The 17,295-nt window shown below is 68.6% G+C and carries 15 protein-coding genes, 2 tRNA genes and 1 riboswitch; of the genes, 10 read left to right on the top strand and 7 right to left on the bottom strand.

What is annotated here, in order from left to right; all coding sequences use genetic code 11:
• Positions 1 to 88: 88 nt before the first annotated feature.
• Complete coding sequence (sigJ, locus tag AB0C33_RS33490; RefSeq protein ID WP_358294650.1) at positions 89 to 997, top strand: RNA polymerase sigma factor SigJ; 909 nt, start codon at positions 89 to 91, stop codon at positions 995 to 997.
• 15 nt (positions 998 to 1,012) lie between these two features.
• On the opposite strand, the gene AB0C33_RS33485 is transcribed toward sigJ, so the two are convergent.
• The 4 genes from AB0C33_RS33485 to AB0C33_RS33470 all read right to left on the bottom strand — a co-directional run bounded on the left by AB0C33_RS33485 (position 1,013) and on the right by AB0C33_RS33470 (position 5,614).
• Positions 1,013 to 1,990 carry a hypothetical protein gene (locus AB0C33_RS33485; protein WP_358294648.1) on the bottom strand — a complete coding sequence of 326 codons (978 nt, stop codon included), beginning with the start codon at positions 1,988 to 1,990 and terminating at the stop codon, positions 1,013 to 1,015.
• Between the two features lie 5 nt (positions 1,991 to 1,995).
• Positions 1,996 to 2,134, bottom strand: a riboswitch (cyclic di-AMP (ydaO/yuaA leader).
• A 68-nt stretch (positions 2,135 to 2,202) separates the two neighbouring features.
• Positions 2,203 to 3,273 carry a galactose-1-phosphate uridylyltransferase gene (gene galT / locus AB0C33_RS33480; RefSeq protein WP_358294646.1) on the bottom strand — a complete coding sequence of 357 codons (1,071 nt, stop codon included), beginning with the start codon at positions 3,271 to 3,273 and terminating at the stop codon, positions 2,203 to 2,205.
• On the bottom strand, positions 3,270 to 4,049 hold the full coding sequence (locus tag AB0C33_RS33475; protein ID WP_352360430.1) for a DeoR/GlpR family DNA-binding transcription regulator: 780 nt from the start codon (positions 4,047 to 4,049) through the stop codon (positions 3,270 to 3,272). Before AB0C33_RS33475 ends, galT begins: the two co-directional genes overlap by 4 nt.
• Positions 4,050 to 4,303: 254 nt before the next feature.
• A complete protein-coding gene (locus tag AB0C33_RS33470; protein ID WP_358294644.1) occupies positions 4,304 to 5,614 on the bottom strand; it encodes a TrpB-like pyridoxal phosphate-dependent enzyme in 1,311 nt (436 codons plus the stop codon).
• Positions 5,615 to 5,709: 95 nt separating this feature from the next.
• Between AB0C33_RS33470 and AB0C33_RS33465 the strand changes: the two genes are divergently transcribed.
• Positions 5,710 to 6,348, top strand: a complete 639-nt coding sequence (locus tag AB0C33_RS33465; protein ID WP_358294642.1) for an HAD family phosphatase — start codon at positions 5,710 to 5,712, stop codon at positions 6,346 to 6,348.
• Here AB0C33_RS33465 and AB0C33_RS33460 read toward each other — a convergent pair.
• Together AB0C33_RS33460 and AB0C33_RS33455 are read right to left on the bottom strand one after the other, a co-directional pair.
• Positions 6,302 to 6,931 (bottom strand): uridine kinase, encoded by a 630-nt coding sequence (locus AB0C33_RS33460; protein WP_358294640.1) that lies wholly within the window; start codon positions 6,929 to 6,931, stop codon positions 6,302 to 6,304. The two genes, AB0C33_RS33465 and AB0C33_RS33460, sit on opposite strands and share 47 nt — an antisense overlap.
• A gap of 79 nt (positions 6,932 to 7,010) precedes the next feature.
• A tRNA-Gly gene (locus AB0C33_RS33455) sits at positions 7,011 to 7,081 on the bottom strand.
• A gap of 89 nt (positions 7,082 to 7,170) precedes the next feature.
• Between AB0C33_RS33455 and AB0C33_RS33450 the strand changes: the two genes are divergently transcribed.
• Positions 7,171 to 7,247, top strand: a tRNA-Pro gene (locus AB0C33_RS33450).
• 77 nt (positions 7,248 to 7,324) lie between these two features.
• A complete protein-coding gene (locus AB0C33_RS33445; RefSeq protein WP_358294638.1) occupies positions 7,325 to 7,825 on the top strand; it encodes a DinB family protein in 501 nt (166 codons plus the stop codon).
• 16 nt (positions 7,826 to 7,841) lie between these two features.
• On the opposite strand, the gene AB0C33_RS33440 is transcribed toward AB0C33_RS33445, so the two are convergent.
• Positions 7,842 to 8,333 carry an ATP-binding protein gene (locus AB0C33_RS33440; RefSeq protein WP_358294636.1) on the bottom strand — a complete coding sequence of 164 codons (492 nt, stop codon included), beginning with the start codon at positions 8,331 to 8,333 and terminating at the stop codon, positions 7,842 to 7,844.
• Positions 8,334 to 8,565: 232 nt separating this feature from the next.
• Here AB0C33_RS33440 and AB0C33_RS33435 point away from each other — a divergent pair, with 232 nt between their 5' ends.
• The 6 genes from AB0C33_RS33435 to AB0C33_RS33410 all read left to right on the top strand — a co-directional run bounded on the left by AB0C33_RS33435 (position 8,566) and on the right by AB0C33_RS33410 (position 16,830).
• Positions 8,566 to 9,432 carry a helix-turn-helix transcriptional regulator gene (locus AB0C33_RS33435; RefSeq protein WP_352360394.1) on the top strand — a complete coding sequence of 289 codons (867 nt, stop codon included), beginning with the start codon at positions 8,566 to 8,568 and terminating at the stop codon, positions 9,430 to 9,432.
• Positions 9,433 to 9,598: 166 nt separating this feature from the next.
• Positions 9,599 to 10,984, top strand: coding sequence for a trigger factor (gene tig, locus AB0C33_RS33430; RefSeq protein ID WP_352360392.1), 1,386 nt, complete (start codon positions 9,599 to 9,601; stop codon positions 10,982 to 10,984).
• Between the two features lie 472 nt (positions 10,985 to 11,456).
• On the top strand, positions 11,457 to 12,089 hold the full coding sequence (locus tag AB0C33_RS33425; RefSeq protein WP_352323605.1) for an ATP-dependent Clp protease proteolytic subunit: 633 nt from the start codon (positions 11,457 to 11,459) through the stop codon (positions 12,087 to 12,089).
• 11 nt (positions 12,090 to 12,100) lie between these two features.
• Entirely contained in the window at positions 12,101 to 12,724 is a 624-nt protein-coding gene (locus AB0C33_RS33420; RefSeq protein ID WP_352323604.1) for an ATP-dependent Clp protease proteolytic subunit, read from the top strand.
• Positions 12,725 to 12,908: 184 nt separating this feature from the next.
• Positions 12,909 to 14,192 carry an ATP-dependent Clp protease ATP-binding subunit ClpX gene (gene clpX / locus AB0C33_RS33415; protein WP_185067261.1) on the top strand — a complete coding sequence of 428 codons (1,284 nt, stop codon included), beginning with the start codon at positions 12,909 to 12,911 and terminating at the stop codon, positions 14,190 to 14,192.
• A 73-nt stretch (positions 14,193 to 14,265) separates the two neighbouring features.
• On the top strand, positions 14,266 to 16,830 hold the full coding sequence (locus AB0C33_RS33410; RefSeq protein WP_358294634.1) for a valine--tRNA ligase: 2,565 nt from the start codon (positions 14,266 to 14,268) through the stop codon (positions 16,828 to 16,830).
• Positions 16,831 to 17,295 lie beyond the last annotated feature (465 nt).

The following is a 17,295-nucleotide window of genomic DNA, read 5'->3' as shown; positions in this document are numbered from 1 at the left end:
ATGAGTGGCATAGATCACGCTTGATGCCTTCATGTCACAATCGCCACGCGTCGGGACTCTTCGGTTACGACAGACGAGGAGGCACGCCATGACACCGACCCCGCGGCACCCCGCCGACGCCGCCACCGAGCAGTTCCTCGGCTACCGGGAACTGCTGTTCTCCGTGGTCTACAACATGCTCGGCAGCGTCGCCGACACCGAGGACGTGCTGCAGGAGGCGTGGCTGGCCTGGTCCGCCCGGCACCGCAGGCCGGACGCCGGACCGGTGGAGAACGTCCGGGCCTACCTGGTGCGGATCGCGGTGAACCAGGCGCTCGCCCGGCGGGCGGACCTGAGCCGCCGGCAGGAGACCTACGTCGGCCCCTGGCTGCCGGAACCGCTGGTCACGGCCCCCGACAACACCGGAGGCGCCGCCGAGAGCGGGGAGTCGTTGTCGATGGCGGTGCTGGTCGTGCTGGAGACCCTGTCACCGCTGGAACGAGCGGTCTTCGTGCTGCACGAGGTGTTCGGATTCAGCCACCCGGAGACGGCCGACATCCTCGGGCGCACGCCCGCGGCGGTCCGGCAGCTCGCGGCCCGCGCGCGCCGCCACGTCCACGCGCGCCGTCCTCGTCACCGGACCCAGCCCGACGTCCACGCCGAGGTGACCGAGCGGTTCGCCGCGGCCGCCCTCGGCGGTGACCTGCGGGCCCTGCTGGAGGTGCTGGCGCCGGAGGTGACCTTGTGGACCGACGGCGGCGGCAAGGGACCGGCCACCAGCCTGCATCCGGTCCACGGCCGGGACCAGGTGGCGGCGCTGTTCATGTCCGTCGCCGCGACGCTGACCCCGGGCGCGGTGGACCTGCGTTACCGGCGGGTGGCCGGCGACCCGTGCGCGCTCGTCTTCTCCGGTGACGGGCCGCTGGCCGTGGTCGTCGTCGATCTCACGCCCGAGGGCGACCGGATCGCCGCCGTCTACTCCGTCACCAACCCCGACAAGCTCACCGGCATCCGCTGAGCTGCCGGTCCGCGGCTAGTTCATCGAGATGTGCACGTGGTCGTAGTGGTTCTCGGTGATGCTGCCGCGGTCGGACATCGAGCGCCAGCCCGAGCCCTGGTTGATGCGCTGCTTCCAGATCACGTACTTGACGCCCAGCTTGGCCTTGTTCTTCAGCGCCCAGTCGGCCAGCCGGTCGCCGAGGGCGTTGTTGACGGCGCTCGGCATGGTGCCGCCCGTGCTCATCATGAAGTCGCAGGCCCGGCCGAGCGGGTGCTCGCCGCTGGAGCCGGACCGGAAGCAGCCCACCTCGTACGGCAGCGAGAAGTTCTTCTGCACCTGCGCGCGCATCAGCCGGGTGCGCGGCGTGATGTTGTCCGAGCCGGCCGGCAGCTCGGGCGCCCAGCTCCCGTCGGACTTCTTGCCCGGCCCGAACGGCACCAGGTCCTGGAGCTTCTTCTTGATGTCGTCGATGACGTCCTGGGCGTCGTCGCGCTGCTCGGCCACCTCCGCCGTGCCCGCCTTCAGCTCCGTCGCGAGCGCGGCGGCGGCCGTGGCGGCCTTCTTCTGGTCGTCGCGGGCCTTGGCCACGCTGTCCACGACCGCCTGCTGCTCGGCGGTGAGCTGTTCGAGCACGGCCGCGCCGCCGCCGTCCGGGGTCATCATGAACGCCGGCAGGGAGGTGTCGCCGTTCTGGTAGCGCAGCCGGGCGATCTCGGCGACCCGCTGCTCGGCCGTGGCCAGCGCCTGCTCGGCGGCGGTGAGCCGCTGCTGGGCCGTGGTGGCGGCCTGCTGGGCCTTGGCCAGCTCGACCCGCTTGAGGTTGTACGTCTCGATGAGCTTGTCGACCTTGCGGTTGAGCTCCTTGAGCTGGGCCCGCAGCTGCGCCTCGGACGGCTTGGGCGCGGCCGCCACGGCGGCTGCCCCGGAGACCGAGGCGGCGGCCGGATGGACGAGCAGGGCGGTGGCGGTGATGAGACCGACGGCAAGACTCGCGGGGGACGAAGCCGCCACGTGGTTGTTCCTCTCCCTCTGCCGGCCGGGTTAGCTGACGGGTTCGGGCACGGGAGCAGTCCCTACCACTTGCGCGGATTCACCCCGGATGCGATGGGTCCCCGGCTCCCGGGCAACACGCCCGGGATTAGGCATACAACGACCGTTATGGCCGATGTCTAACGGGATATTAGTGGTAGATCACGAGTCATGCGACTTTAATGAGAAACCAATTAGTGATCAATTCGTGATCGCAACATGCGTGCCGCCTCCTCCGGCAGCACGTCGTTGACGAAGGCCCCCATGGCCGACTCCGAGCCCGCCAGGTACTTCAGCTTCCCGGGCGCCCGCCTGATGCTGAACAGCTCCAGGCGCAGGTAGGCCAGCTCGCGGCCGTACCGCACCGGCGCCTGGTGCCAGGCCGAGATGTACGGCATCGCGACCCCGAACAGCGCGTCGAGCGCCCGCAGCACCGAGGTGTACAGCGGCGCGAACGCGGCCCGCTCCTCCTCCGACAGCGCCGCCAGGTCGGGCACCTGCCGGTGCGGATACACGTGCACCTCGAACGGCCAGCGCGCGGCGGCCGGCACGAACGCCGTCCAGAGCTCGTTGGCGGCCACCACCCGCGTGCCGGCGGCCTGCTCGGCGGCCAGCACGTCGGCGAACAGGTTGCCGCCCGTGTGCCGAGAGGCGGCCCCCAGCTGGAGCTTGGTGCGCGGGGTCACGTAGGGATAGGCGTAGATCTGCCCGTGCGGGTGGGGGAGCGTGATGCCGATCTCCTCGCCCCGGTTCTCGAAGCAGAACACCTGTTCGACGCCCTCCATGCCGGACAGCTCCGCCGTGCGGTCGGCCCACGCCTCCATGACCAGCCTGACCTGCGCATTGGAGAGCCTGGAGAAGGAGGAGGAGTGGTCGGAGGTGAAGCACACCACCTCACAACGTCCGACACCCGGCCGCACCTCACTCAGGCCGCCGACATCCCCGTAAGTCCCAAAATTTCCGGAGAAAGAGGGGAAGCGGTTCTCGAACACCACCACGTCATAGTCATGGGCCGGGATCTCCGACGCCCGCGTGGCGGACGACGGGCACAACGGGCACTCGTCGGCCGGCGGCAGGAACGTCCGCGTCTGCCGGTGGCCGGCGATCGCGATCCACTCCTCGGTCAGCGGGTCGTAGCGCAGCTCGGAGGCCACCGGCCGCGGATCGAGCGGCCGCCGGTCGATCGCGCTCCGGTCGGCGTCGTCGCGCCGGTCGAAGTAGATCAGCTCTCGGCCGTCTGCCAGGTGGGTGATGGTGCGCTTCAAGGCGTGCCCTCCGCGATGATCAGTTCTCCGGCCCGTTCGGCCAGCTCGGTGCGTGCTTCCTCGGGCAGCCCCGCGTCGCTGATGACCACGTCGGCCTCGGTCAGCTCGGCGATCGTGCTGATGCCGACCGTGTTCCATTTGGTGTGGTCGGCGGGGACCACCAGCCGGTGCGCCGCGGCCACCAGCTCCCTGTCGGTCTCGGACTCCAGCAGGTTGGGCGTGGTGAACCCGGCGCGCAGGCTCATGCCGTGCACCCCGAGGAAGAGCGTGTCCACGTGCAGGCGGCGGATGGCCGCCACCGCCACGGGGCCGACGAGCGCGTCGGAGGGCGTGCGCACGCCGCCGGTCAGCACGACCGTGCGGTCGGCGCGCGGGTTGCGGTGGAAGACCTCGGCGACGGGGATCGAGTTGGTGATCACGGTCAGCTCGGCCACCGCGACGAGGTGGTGGGCCAGCGCCCACGTGGTGGTGCCGGCGGAGAGGGCCACGGCGGTGCCCGGCCGTACGAGGGTGGCCGCGTGCCGCGCGATGGCCTCCTTCTCCTGCTGCTGGCGGGCGGACTTGGCGGTGAAGCCGGGCTCCTCGGTCGAGCCGGGGCCGAGGGCCGTCGCGCCGCCGTGGACCTTCTCCAGCAGCCCGCGCTCGGCCAGCACCTCAAGGTCGCGGCGTATCGTCATGTCGGAGACGCCGAGCTCGCGCACGAGGTCGGCCACCCGGACGCCGCCGCTGCTGCGTACGCGTTCGAGGATCGTCTGCTGACGCTGCTGTGCGAGCACGCCCACCCCTTCCAACAGATTCCACCAAATTATGACACGAGTTTGTTGAGGAATGTTAGGTCACGGCGTATCGCTTGTGCGGCCCGCGGGCAGGGGAGACCTTGTAGGTCACGATCCCGACCGTCGGAGGTGAGCCCATGGCGAAACGTGCACGCAAGGGCAGGGCGCGCAAGAAGAAGAAGGCGAACCACGGGAAGCGCCCGAACGCGAACTGAACACGGGTGGCCGCGGATCTCGCGGCCACCCGTGTCATCTCAGCCGGGCAGCTCGGTGAGCGCCTGGTCGAGGCGCTCCTGCGGAAGCGAGTAGTCCTCCAGTTCGCCGGCCAGGTGGCGGTCGTAGGCGGCCAGGTCGAAGTGGCCGTGCCCGCACAGCGCGGTGAGGATCACCTTCTCCTCGCCGCTCTCCTTGCAGCGCAGGGCCTCGGCGATGGTCTCGGCCAGCGCGTGCGTGGGCTCGGGGGCCGGGACGATGCCCTCGGTCCGCGCGAAGCGCACACCCGCCTCAAAACACTCGCTCTGGGTACGGGTCACCGCCTCGAACAGCCCCAGCTCGTACATGTGGGACAGCAGCGGCGCCATGCCGTGATAGCGCAGCCCGCCGGCGTGGATCGGGTCGGGGACGAAGGAGTGCCCGAGGGTGTGCATCTTCAGCAGCGGCGTCAGCCCGGCGGTGTCGCCGAAGTCGTAGGCGTACACGCCGCGGGTGAACGACGGGCAGGCGGCCGGCTCGACCGCCCTGAACCGGGTGCCGATCCGTCCGGCCAGCTTCTCCCGCAGGAAGGGGAAGGTGAGACCGGCGAAGTTGGAGCCGCCGCCGGTGCAGCCGATGACCAGGTCGGGCAGCTCGGGCAGCTGCGCCAGGGCCTCCTCGCCGATCACCGTCTGGTGCATGAGGACGTGGTTGAGCACCGAGCCGAGCGCGTACCGGGCCTCGGGGTTCGCGGCGGCCACCTCGACCGCCTCGCTGATCGCCAGCCCCAGGCTGCCGGGGGAGGCGGGGTCGTCGGCCAGCGCCTTGCTGCCCGCGCCGGTGAGGGGGGAGGGGCTGGGGTGGACGGTGGCGCCGTACACGCGCATGAGCGAGCGCCGGTACGGCTTCTGGTCGTAGGACGCCCGAACCATCCAGATCCGGCATTCGACGTCGAACTGGGCGCAAGCGAACGCCAGGGCCGACCCCCACTGTCCCGCGCCGGTCTCCGTGGTCAGCAGCCGCACGCCCTCCTTGGCGTTGTAGTACGCCTGCGGCACGGCGGTGTTCGCCTTGTGCGACCCGGCCGGTGAGACGCCCTCGTACTTGTAGTAGATGCGGGCCGGCGTGTCGAGGGCCTTCTCCAGCCGGTGCGCCCTGATCAGCGGCGTGGGCCGCCACAGCCGGTAGACGTCGATGACCTCCTTGGGGATGGGCACGTAGCGGTCGCCGCTGACCTCCTGCGCGATGAGCTCCATGGGGAACAGCGGCGCGAGGTCGTCCGGCCCGACGGGACGGCGAGTGCCGGGATGCAGCGGCGGCGGAGGCGGCACGGGAAGATCGGGAACGATGTTGTACCAGTTGCCAGGGATCACCGTTTCAGTTTGAGCCGCCCCTGTGGGCCGTCAAGGGTCTGGACACGGACACGTTCCTTCTTTACCTTGGTTGAATCAGTTCACAGGAGGAGCATATGAAAATCGATGCGGTCGTGTTCGACATCGGCGGGGTGCTGGAGCTGACGCCGTCCCTGGGCGTGACGGCCAGGTGGGAGGAGAAGCTCGGCCTGCCCGCCGGGCACATCGACGCCCAGCTGGAGCCGACCTGGCTGGCCGGGGCGGTCGGCGAGATGACGGAGGAGCAGGCCGGCGCCGAGGTGACCAAGGTGCTCGGCGCGCACGCCGGGGCGTTCATGGACGACGTCTGGACGGAGTACCTCGGCACGCCCAACACCGAGCTCATGGCGTACCTGGGCGCCCTGCGTCCGCGCTACCGCACGGGCCTGGTGAGCAACAGCTTCGTCGGCGCCAGGGAACGCGAGCAGGCCGCGTACGGCTACGCCGGCCTGGTGGACCACATCGTCTACTCGCACGAGGCGGGAGTGCGCAAACCGGATCTGCGCATCTACCTGACGGCCTGCGACGCCCTCGGCGCCGACCCCGCCGCCACGGTGTTCCTCGACGACCACGAGCCGTACGTCGAGGGCGCCCGCGCGGCCGGCCTGCACGCCGTGCGCTTCACCTCGAACGCCCAGGCGGTCGCCGAGCTGGACGCGCTGCTCGGGCTCAGCCGTCCGTCAGCACCGCCGGCCGGTCCGGATGGTCGGCCCTGACCACCACGTCGGCGGCCCGCTGCGGGCGCGCCTCGCGTTCGTACCGCTCGTAGGCCGGCAGCCGCCACCGCTCGTCCTGCGGCGTGCGCCGCGCCAGCGCCCCCGCCGACAGCCACACGTGCACGCTCACCTCGAACGGCAGCCCCCGCCCCAGCAGCAGCGTGCCGTCCACGAGCACCACCCCGCCCGGCGCCAGCTCCCGGTACGGCAGCCGGTACGCGCGATCGATCCCGCTGTCCCACAACGCCGGCAGCACCCGCCCCGAGCCGCCCGGCTCCAAGGGTTCGAGCACCTCGCGCAGCAGGCCCTTGACGTCGAGCCAGTCCTCGTAGAAGACGTCGGGATCGGTCCGGCCGTGCTCCAGCCGGAGGGAGGCCGGCCGCAGGAAGTCACCCGCCGACACCCGCAGCACGGGCCTGCCGCGCAACCGCAGCGGCGCGACCAGCTCGTCGGCCAGCGCGCCGGGCCCCGCCGCGGGCGCCCCGTCGACCGCCACCCGCACCCAGGCGTCCTTGGGCCGCGCGGCGACGAGCTCGGCCAGCTCCTCGACGAGCGCCTCCCGGGAGATCGGACGTGCACGCATCGACGCCAGCCTACGCCCCCGAAGATCACAAAAGGCCAGGCCCCCCGAACCGGGGATGACCTGGCCTTTCGCCTGCGAGAGCGGACGACGGGAATCGAACCCGCGTAGCTAGTTTGGAAGACTAGGGCTCTACCATTGAGCTACGTCCGCGCGAACCGGTCGAACTCTGGTCTAGACTTCATCCGGTCGTCAGGGCGTAAGCGTACCGGAGTCACGGACCGCATGCGCACCCGGCGAGGCGGGGCGTGGCGCAGCTTGGCAGCGCGCTTGCTTTGGGAGCAAGAAGTCGCAGGTTCAAATCCTGTCGCCCCGACCAGGTCATCGGCCCCCTCCGACGCGGAGGGGGCCTTGTTGGTTCGCGGACCCGGACGAAGTGCCCATTAAGGTCGAGGCGTGACAGACAATCGTGTGCCCCCGCCCCTCACCGGCGACGAACGGACCGTGCTCGGCAACTGGCTCGAATGGCATCGCGGCACGCTGGCCGTCAAATGCGCCGGCCTGACCGACGAGCAGCTCAGGCTCCGCTCCGCCGAGCCGTCCGCCATGTCGCTGCTCGGCCTGGTCCGGCACCTGGCGCACGTGGAGCGCGTCTGGTTCCGCCGCGTGCTGAACGGCGAGGACATCCCCCGCCTGTGGAACAAGGACGTCGACAACGACGCCGACTTCAACGACGTGGACGACGCCTCGGTGGAGGAGGCGTTCGCCACCTGGCAGGACGAGATCGAGCGCGCCCGCGCCATCTCGGCCGCCAAGCCCCTCGACGCCGTGGGCGACCGGAACGGCCAGGACTGCACCCACCGCTGGATCCTCGTCCACATGATCGAGGAGTACGCGCGCCACAACGGCCACGCCGACCTGCTGCGCGAGCGCATCGACGGCGCCACCGGCGAGTAGCGGCCAGGCCGAGGGCTCAGCCCTCTTCGGAACCCTCTTCGGCGCGGAACAACGCCCACACGGCCTTGCCGCCGCGGTCGAGCGGGTCCCAGCCCCAGCACTGGCTGTAGGTCTCGACGATGTAGAGGCCGCGCCCGTTCTCGGAGATGAAGTCCGGCTCCTTGCGGCGCGGCACCTCGTCGCTCGGGTCCGCCACCGCCAGCAGCACGTGCGGCGACACGCGCATCAGCAAGAGCTCGATCTCCCGCCGGCCGGCCGCGTACATCGCGTATCTCACGGCGTTCGTCACCAGCTCGGACACCACGAGCGCGGCGTCGTCGCTCAGCTCGTGCAGGCCCCATCCCCGCAGCGTGGAGCGGGTCACGTCCCTGGCGGTCTTCACCGAGTCGGCCTGGAAGGGCAGCGGGCACGCGGTCGTGTTCGGCTTCCCGCCCTTGAGCAGGTGGTCGAACCCCACCTCACGGGTGATCTGCAGGCAATCGGCAGTGGCCAGAGGATCCTCCACCATGCCGCCGATACCTCCCCGTAGCCCTCGGTTTAGTGCATGTTTGGCCCACAATGCACTAAGCCATCATGGGTCACGAACGCGGCGGCTGCAAGACCCAAATGCACGTGCAGCTGCAATGTGCAACAGCATGCGCCTTTTGGGGCAAATCTCTCCTAATCGGACACGAGGTTGAGACCTTGTCATACCCGGCAATGTGGTGTCACTGTGTGTGCGGACCTTGATAGGAGGCAACGTGACGCAGAACCAGCCGGGTTCCGGGCCGACGGCGCTGCGCATCCTCCTGGGCTCCCAGCTGCGAAAGCTCAGGGAGGCGAAGAACGTCACCCGCGAGGAGGCGGGGCACCTCATCAGGGGCTCCGAATCCAAGATCAGCCGCATGGAGCTGGGGCGGGTGGGGTTCAAGGAACGTGACGTCTCCGACCTGCTCACGCTGTACGGCGTCGTGGACCCGCAGGCGCGAGCCGCCGTACTCGACCTGGTGGCGACCGCGAACGAACCCGGCTGGTGGCACCGGTTCAACGACGTCCTGCCCACCTGGTTCCAGGCGTACGTCGGCCTTGAGGAGGCCGCCGCCCGGATCAGGACCTACGAGGTCCAGTTCGTGCCGGGACTGCTGCAGACCAAGGAGTACGCCCGGGCGGTCGTCACCGCCGGAGCGGCGGGCATCGCGGCGGAGGAGATCGCCAGGAGGGTCGACCTCAGGCTCGAACGCCAGCGCATCTTCGACCGGCCGGACGGTCCCGTCTTCTGGGCCGTGATCGACGAGGCGGCGCTGCGCCGGCCCATCGGCGGCGTCGAGGTCATGCGCGCCCAGCTCGAACACCTCATCGACCTCATGCGGCAGCCCAGCATCACCATCCAGATCATGCCGTTCAGCTTCGGCGGCCACAGCGCCGAGGGCGGCGCCTTCAGCATCCTGCGCTTCCCCGACCGCGACCTGCCCGACGTCGTCTACGTCGAGCAACTGGCCAGCGCCCTGTACCTGGACAAGCGTGAGGACGTGGACCGATACACGGAGGTCATGGAGCGGCTGTGCGCCGTGAGCACCACTCCTGATGAGACGATCGATCTGCTGCGGACGATCGCCGAGGAGTTCTGACGGCGACGGCGTCGTTGTTCGGTACGCATCTGCCCTAGACTGGCCATCGGCGTTGGATCCCGCCGTGGCGGAGCATGCCCAACGCCGCTCATGTGGGCGCGGCGCGTGAGCCGTACCGAATGGACGCGCCCGCGATCACTCGTAGCTTGATCAAGGAGACCATTCCGTGAAGACCGCTGTCGAGGAGCTCAGCCCGACCCGGGTCAAGCTCACCGTCGAGGTGCCGTTCGAAGAGCTGCGCCCGAGCATGGATGCGGCGTACAAGAAGGTCGCGCAGCAGGTGCGCGTCCCCGGGTTCCGGCCTGGCAAGGTTCCGGCCCGCATCATCGAGCAGCGCTTCGGCCGGGCGGTAGTGCTGGAGGAGACCCTCAACGACGCGGTGCCCAAGCTCTACGGCCAGGCCGTCGACGAGGTCGACGTGTTCCCGGTGAGCCAGCCCGACATCGAGGTCACGAAGATCGACGACGGTGAGCAGATCGAGTTCACCGCCGAGGTCGACATCCGGCCCAACTTCGAGGTGCCCGACTACCAGGGCGCCGAGATCACCGTCGACTCCGCCGAGGTCTCCGACGAAGACGTCGACGCCCAGCTCGACTCGCTGCGCCAGCGCTTCGCGACGCTGACCGGCGTCGAGCGCGCGGCCGCCAACGGCGACTTCGTGGTGATGGACCTGCGCGCCGAGATCAACGGCGAGAACATCGAGGAGCAGCAGGCCAGCGAGGTCTCCTACGAGGTCGGTGCCGGCTCGGTGCTCCAGGGCCTCGACGACGCCCTCGTGGGCATGTCCGCGGGCGAGGAGAAGAGCTTCAAGACCGAGCTCGTCGGCGGCGAGAACGCCGGCGAGGAGGCCGACGTGATCATCAACGTCAAGTCGGTCAAGGAGAAGGTCCTGCCCGAGCTCGACGACGAGTTCGCCCAGCTCGCCAGCGAGTTCGACACGCTCGACGAGCTCAAGGCCAGCATCCGCGAGCAGGCCCGCCGCAACAAGCTCATCGACCAGGTCGTCCAGGCCCGCGAGAAGGCCCTCGACGCGCTGCTTGAGAAGATCGACATCCCGCTGCCCGAGAGCGCGCTCAAGGCCGAGGTCGACGCCCGCAAGCACAACCTCGACCACCAGATCGCCGAGAGCGGCCTCAGCCGCGACGCCTTCTTCCGTCTGTACCAGACGACGGAGGAGGAGCGTTTCGCCGAGTTCGACAGCAACTCCGCCAAGGCGCTCAAGGTCGGCTTCGTGCTCGACAAGATCGTCAAGGCCGAGGAACTGGGCGTCAACGAGCAGGAGCTGACCAACTTCGTGGTGCGCCGCGCCATGGAGATGGGCGTGCAGCCCAACGAGCTGGCCAAGCACCTGGCCGACAACGACCAGCTCACGCTGGCCATGGTCGAGATCGTCCGCGACAAGGCCAAGTCCGTGCTGGGCGACGCCGCCAAGGTCGTCGACAGCGAGGGCAACGAGGTCGACCTCAAGGCCATCTACGCCGAGATCAACGGCGCCCCGGTCGAGGAGGAGGCCGACGAGGCCGCCGAGTCCGAGGAGAAGGCCGAAGCCTGACCTTCCCCGAAGCCCCCGAACCCCATGGGTTCGGGGGCTTCGTGTTGTGCGGCCGCGGCGGCGCGCCTCCCGCGTCCGAGAGCACGGCCGAGCGCGTGTACGCGCCCACAAGGCACCTGACGATCCCGCGGGGCGCGAACGGCCCCTCAGGCGCGCGGCCCGCCCTTCGACGGCTCGGCAGCCCCTCACCGCCACCGCCCGCGCGACCGCCTCCGCGCCGCCGGACGGCATCCACCGGTACGCAACCCCACAAGCTCCACGAGCCCCACCAGCACGGCACCATCCCTGCCGAAACGCTCACAGAGCCGGACCATGAGCTGGACGTGGAGGAACGGCGTAGTCTGACAGAAGACCGGCCACCCAGACCTGCGCCGTCAGCGAACAGTACGGGGGACCGGGCATGACCTGTGGGCGTCGCGCGTTAAGGTCACAAGCAAAGCCAATCACTTACGACGCATCGGAAGGTGACGCTGTGACCAGCCCGCCGACCTTCTATCAGCCTGAGTCGCGAGGCCGTGAGAACGGCTCGTCCTTCCGGCTTGAGGACCAGCTTTACCAGCGCCTGCTGCGTGAGCGCATCATCGTGCTCGGTCAGGAGGTCAACGACGAGATCGCCAACCGGATCTGCGCCGAGCTGTTGCTGCTCGCGGCCGACGACCCCGAGCGCGACATCACGCTGTACATCAACTCGCCCGGGGGCTCGGTGAGTGCCGGTATGGCGATTTACGACATGATGGAATATGTGCCTAACGACGTGTCCACGGTGGTGATGGGCATGGCCGCCTCCATGGGGCAGTTCCTGCTCACCGCCGGCGCCCGCGGCAAGCGCTACGGCCTGCCGCACGCCCGCGTCATGATGCACCAGCCGTCCGGCGGCATCGGCGGCACCGCGGCCGACATCGCCATCCAGGCGGAGCAGATGCTCTACGTGAAGAAGACGCTCGCCGAGCGGATCGCCTTCCACACCGGGCAGCCGCTGGACCAGATCGAGTCCGACTCCGACCGTGACCGCTGGTTCACGGCCGAGGAGGCGAAGGACTACGGCTTCATCGATCACGTGGTGCGCAGCGCGCGGCAGGTGCCCTCCGTGGGCCCGGTCTCCTAGGGGGAGCTGACATGAACATCCAGAGCCGTTACGTTCTCCCCTCCTTCGTCGAGCGCACGTCCTACGGCGTGAAGGAGATGAACCCGTACAACAAGCTCTTCGAGGACCGCATCATCTTCCTCGGAGTGCAGATCGACGACGCGTCGGCCAACGACGTGATGGCCCAGCTGCTGACGCTGGAGTCGCTCGACCCCGACCGTGACATCAGCATCTACATCAACTCGCCCGGCGGCTCGTTCACGGCCATGACGGCGATCTACGACACGATGCAGTTTGTCCGGCCGGAGATCCAGACCGTCTGCCTCGGCCAGGCCGCGTCCGCCGCGGCCGTGCTGCTGGCCGGCGGCACCCCGGGCAAGCGCTTCGCGCTGCCCAACGCCCGGGTGCTGATCCACCAGCCCTCCACCGAGGGCGGTGGCCAGGGAAGCGACATCGAGATCCAGGCCCGCGAGATCCTCCGCATGCGATCCCTCCTCGAGGACATCGTGGCGAAGCACACGGGCAAGGCCTCCGCCGACATCCGCAAGGACATCGAACGCGACAAAATTCTCAACGCGGACGAGGCAAAGGCGTATGGTCTGATCGACGACATCATCCCGACCAGGAAGAAACGAGCTCAGGCCGTCGCTTCCTAGTTGAGATGTGACGCACCGGAGCGCTGCCCAATAGGGCACGTTCCGGTGCGACTCGCCGCTAGGGGGCTCACTGAGGGCCCAGAAGACGGTAACGTCGAAACCTGAGCGGTTCGGCCTAGTCCGGAGGATGTCCGGAGACACTGCTCGCGTGAGCAGGGCGGTCCCACGCAAAGGAGTATCTGGGGTGGCACGCATCGGCGACGGGGGAGACCTGCTGAAGTGCTCTTTCTGCGGGAAGAGTCAGAAGCAAGTCAAGAAGCTCATTGCCGGTCCAGGCGTCTACATCTGCGATGAGTGCATCGATCTCTGCAACGAGATCATCGAGGAGGAGCTCTCCGAGTCCTCCGAGCTCAAGTGGGACAACCTGCCCAAGCCGAGGGAAATCTACGAGTTCCTCGACGCCTACGTCATCGGACAGGACAAGGCGAAGAAGGCGCTCTCGGTGGCGGTCTACAACCACTACAAGCGGGTGCAGTCCGGTGACCGGGGTAGAGACGACGGCCTTGAGCTGGCCAAGAGCAACATCTTGCTGCTCGGGCCGACCGGGTCGGGAAAGACTCTCCTCGCACAGACTCTGGCGAAGATGCTCAACGTGCCCTTCGCCATCGCCGACGCGACGGCCCTCACCGAGGCCGGCTACGTCGGCGAGGATGTCGAGAACATCCTGCTCAAGCTCATCCAGGCAGCCGACTACGACGTCAAGAAGGCCGAGACGGGCATTATCTACATCGACGAGGTCGACAAGATCGCCCGCAAGAGCGAGAACCCGTCGATCACCCGTGACGTCTCCGGCGAGGGCGTGCAGCAGGCGCTGCTGAAGATCCTCGAAGGCACGACGGCCTCGGTGCCGCCGCAGGGCGGGCGCAAGCACCCGCACCAGGAGTTCATCCAGATCGACACCACCAACGTGCTGTTCATCTGCGGTGGCGCCTTCGCCGGCCTCGAAAAGATCATCGAGTCGCGCATCGGCAAGAAGGGCATCGGCTTCAACGCCATCATCCGCTCGAAGGAAGAGGTCGACACGGCCGACATCTTCGGCGACGTGATGCCCGAAGACCTGCTGAAGTTCGGGATGATCCCCGAGTTCGTCGGCCGCCTGCCGGTCATCACCTCGGTGCACAACCTCGACCGCGAGGCCCTCATCCAGATCCTCACCGAGCCCCGCAACGCGCTGGTCAAGCAGTACCGCAAGCTGCTGGAGCTCGACGGCGTGGAGCTGGAGTTCACCGACGGCGCCCTGGAGGCCATCGCCGACCAGGCCATCCTGCGCGGCACCGGCGCCCGCGGATTGCGCGCGATCCTGGAGGAGGTGCTCCAGTCCGTCATGTACGAGGTGCCCTCCCGCCAGGACGTCGCCCGCGTGGTCATCACCCGCGAGTCGGTGCTGGAACACGCGATCCCGACGCTCGTCCCGCGCGACCAGCTCGCCGCCAAGCAGCAGCGCACGCCGCGCGAGAAGTCGGCCTGACCGTCCTCGAAAAAACGCCCCCGGGTTCGTCCCGGGGGCGTTTCGCTTGTCCGGCTCCCTAGAATTGGTGCTTGTGACAACGCAAGAGCTGCCCACCCAATACACGCCGGCCGACGTCGAGACCCGTAGCTACGAGCGCTGGGTGTCCGAAGGCTACTTCCACGCCGACCCGGGCAGCTCGCGCGTGCCGTACAGCATCGTCCTCCCGCCGCCCAACGTGACGGGCGTCCTGCACATCGGTCACGCGCTCGACCACTCCATCCAGGACGCGCTGACCCGCCGCGCCCGCATGCAGGGCCGCGAGACGTTGTGGCTGCCCGGCATGGACCACGCCGGCATCGCCACCCAGAACGTCGTGGAGCGCGAGCTGGCCAAGCAGGGCCTGTCCCGCCACGACCTGGGCCGCGAGGCGTTCGTCGAGCGCGTCTGGGAGTGGAAGGAGGAGTCCGGCGGCCGGATCCTCGGCCAGATGCGCAAGCTCGGCGACGGCGTCGACTGGGAGCGCGAGCGCTTCACCATGGACCCGGGGCTGTCACGAGCCGTCCAGACCATCTTCAAGAAGCTCTTCGACGACGGGCTCATCTACCGCGCCGAGCGCATCATCAACTGGTGCCCGCGCTGCCTGACCGCGCTGTCCGACATCGAGGTCGAGCACAGCGAGGACGAGGGCGAGCTGGTCTCGATCCGCTACTCCGACGAGATCGTCGTGGCCACCACCCGCGCCGAGACCATGCTCGGCGACACCGCCGTGGCCGTCCATCCCTCCGACGAGCGCTACGCCCACCTGGTCGGCACGATGGTCGAGGTGCCGCTGACCGGCCGCATGATCCCCGTGGTCGCCGACGAGCACGTCGATCCCGCCTTCGGCACCGGCGCGGTCAAGGTCACCCCGGCCCACGACCCCAACGACTTCGAGATCGGCCGCCGCCATTCGCTGCCGTCCCTCACCGTCATGGACGAACGCGGCGTCATCACCGCCCACGGCCCCTTCGAGGGGCTCGACCGCTTCGAGGCGCGCCCGGCCGTGGTCGCCGCGCTGCGCGCCGAGGGCCGCATCGTCGCCGAGAAGCGTCCCTACCTGCACTCGGTCGGCCACTGCTCGCGCTGCAAGACCGTGGTGGAGCCGCGGCTGTCGCTGCAGTGGTTCGTCAACGTCTCGCCGCTGGCCAAGGCCGCCGGCGACGCCGTGCGTGACGGCCGCACCCGCATCCACCCGCCGGAGCTGGCCAAGCGCTACTTCGACTGGGTCGACGACATGCACGACTGGTGCATCTCCCGTCAGCTGTGGTGGGGCCACCGCATCCCGGTCTGGTACGGCCCGGGCGGCGAGGTCGTCTGCGTCGGCCCCGACGAGGAACCGCCGGCCGGCTACACCCAGGACTCCGACGTCCTCGACACCTGGTTCTCCTCCGGACTGTGGCCGTTCTCCACGCTAGGCTGGCCCGACTCCACCCCGGAGCTGGAGAAGTTCTATCCGACCTCCGTGCTCGTCACCGGCTACGACATCCTGTTCTTCTGGGTGGCCAGGATGATGATGTTCGGCCTCTACGCCATGGACGGCCGTCCGCCGTTCCAGACCGTGGCCTTGCACGGCATGGTCCGCGACCAGTACGGCAAGAAGATGTCGAAGTCGTTCGGCAACGTGGTCGACCCGCTCGACTGGGTCGAGCGCTTCGGCGCCGACGCCACCCGCTTCACGCTGCTGCGTGGCGCCAACCCCGGTGCCGACGTGGCGGTGAGCGAGGAATGGGCGGCCGGCTCGCGCAACTTCTGCAACAAGATCTGGAACGCCACCAGGTTCGCGCTGATGAACGGCGCGGCGGTGGGCTCGCTCGACGGCCTCGACCTCACCGCAGCCGACCGCTGGATCCTGTCCCGCCTGCAGACCGTGGTGAGCGCCGCCGACGCGGCCTTCGACGAGTACGAGTTCGCCAAGGCCTCCGACCTGCTCTACCACTTCGCCTGGGACGAGGTCTGCGACTGGTACCTGGAGCTGGCCAAGATCCAGCTCGGGGAGGGGCTCGAACACACCCGGCTCGTGCTCGGGCACGTGCTCGACGCGTTGCTGCGGTTGATGCACCCGCTGGTGCCGTTCGTCACCGAGGAGCTGTGGCGGGCGGTGACGGGTGGCGAGTCGATCGTCGTGGCTCCCTGGCCGCAGACCGACGCCCGCTACGCCGACCCGGCGGCCGAGGCCGAGATCGACGCGCTGCAGGAGCTCGTCACCGAGGTCCGCAGGTTCCGTTCCGACCAGGGGCTCAAGCCCGGCCAGAAGGTGGCCGCCCGTCTGGGGTTGTCCGGCACGCCGCTGGAGACCCAGGAGAGGGCGATCCGTGCGCTGCTGCGGCTGACCGAGCCGGCGGAGACGTTCAACGCCACAGCGCGCCTCAGCGTGGGTGCGGTGACCGTGGAGATCGACACCGCGGGCGCCATCGACGTCGTGGCCGAGCGCAAGCGCCTGGAGAAGGATCTGGCCGCAGCCCGGAAGGAAGCCGCGCAGGCGGCCGGCAAGCTGGGCAACGAGCAGTTCATGTCCAAGGCGCCCGACGACGTGGTCGCCAAGGTCCGGGGCCGGGCCGAGCAGGCCGCCGCGGACATCGCGCGCCTTGAGGCACAGCTGTCCGGGCTCGGGGTTTAGAGCATACGAACGCGGGGAAGGTCCATTCGTTACCGAAGATGGACCTTCGACGTCCTCAGGGCTGCTAGAGTTTTCAACGCGGGGCCGATCAGCCCCGACACCCCTTCTGATCAACCCCGACTTTCGGGCTGTCTGACCTGGCGGTTGGACAAAGGCCGGAAGTTAGAGTAAGTTAGCAGGGTTGCTCCGAAACGGAGCAGGTCCGGAAGCTCCCGGATCGGGCGGTTTGACAAGAATCGTCCGGATCTGGTAGACTGAAGGAAATGAAATGTGAGCGCCTCTGAGCGAGGATCCGGGAACGGGTTCTGGTGAGGAAGTACGCGTCCGTTTCTTGAGAACTCAACAGTGTGTTAAAAGCCAGTGCATGAATACATGCATAACCCCGTCCACGTCTGCTTCGGCGGATGGACGGATTCCTTTTTGGTTGGGTTCAACCACTTTTCCAAGCATTGTTTGGAGAGTTTG

Origin of the sequence: Nonomuraea sp. NPDC048881 (assembly GCF_040649795.1) — a bacterium.
GTDB lineage: Bacteria > Actinomycetota > Actinomycetes > Streptosporangiales > Streptosporangiaceae > Nonomuraea.
The sequence above is the reverse complement of the archived record's forward strand: the minus strand, read 5'-3'. Positions and strand labels throughout refer to the sequence as shown.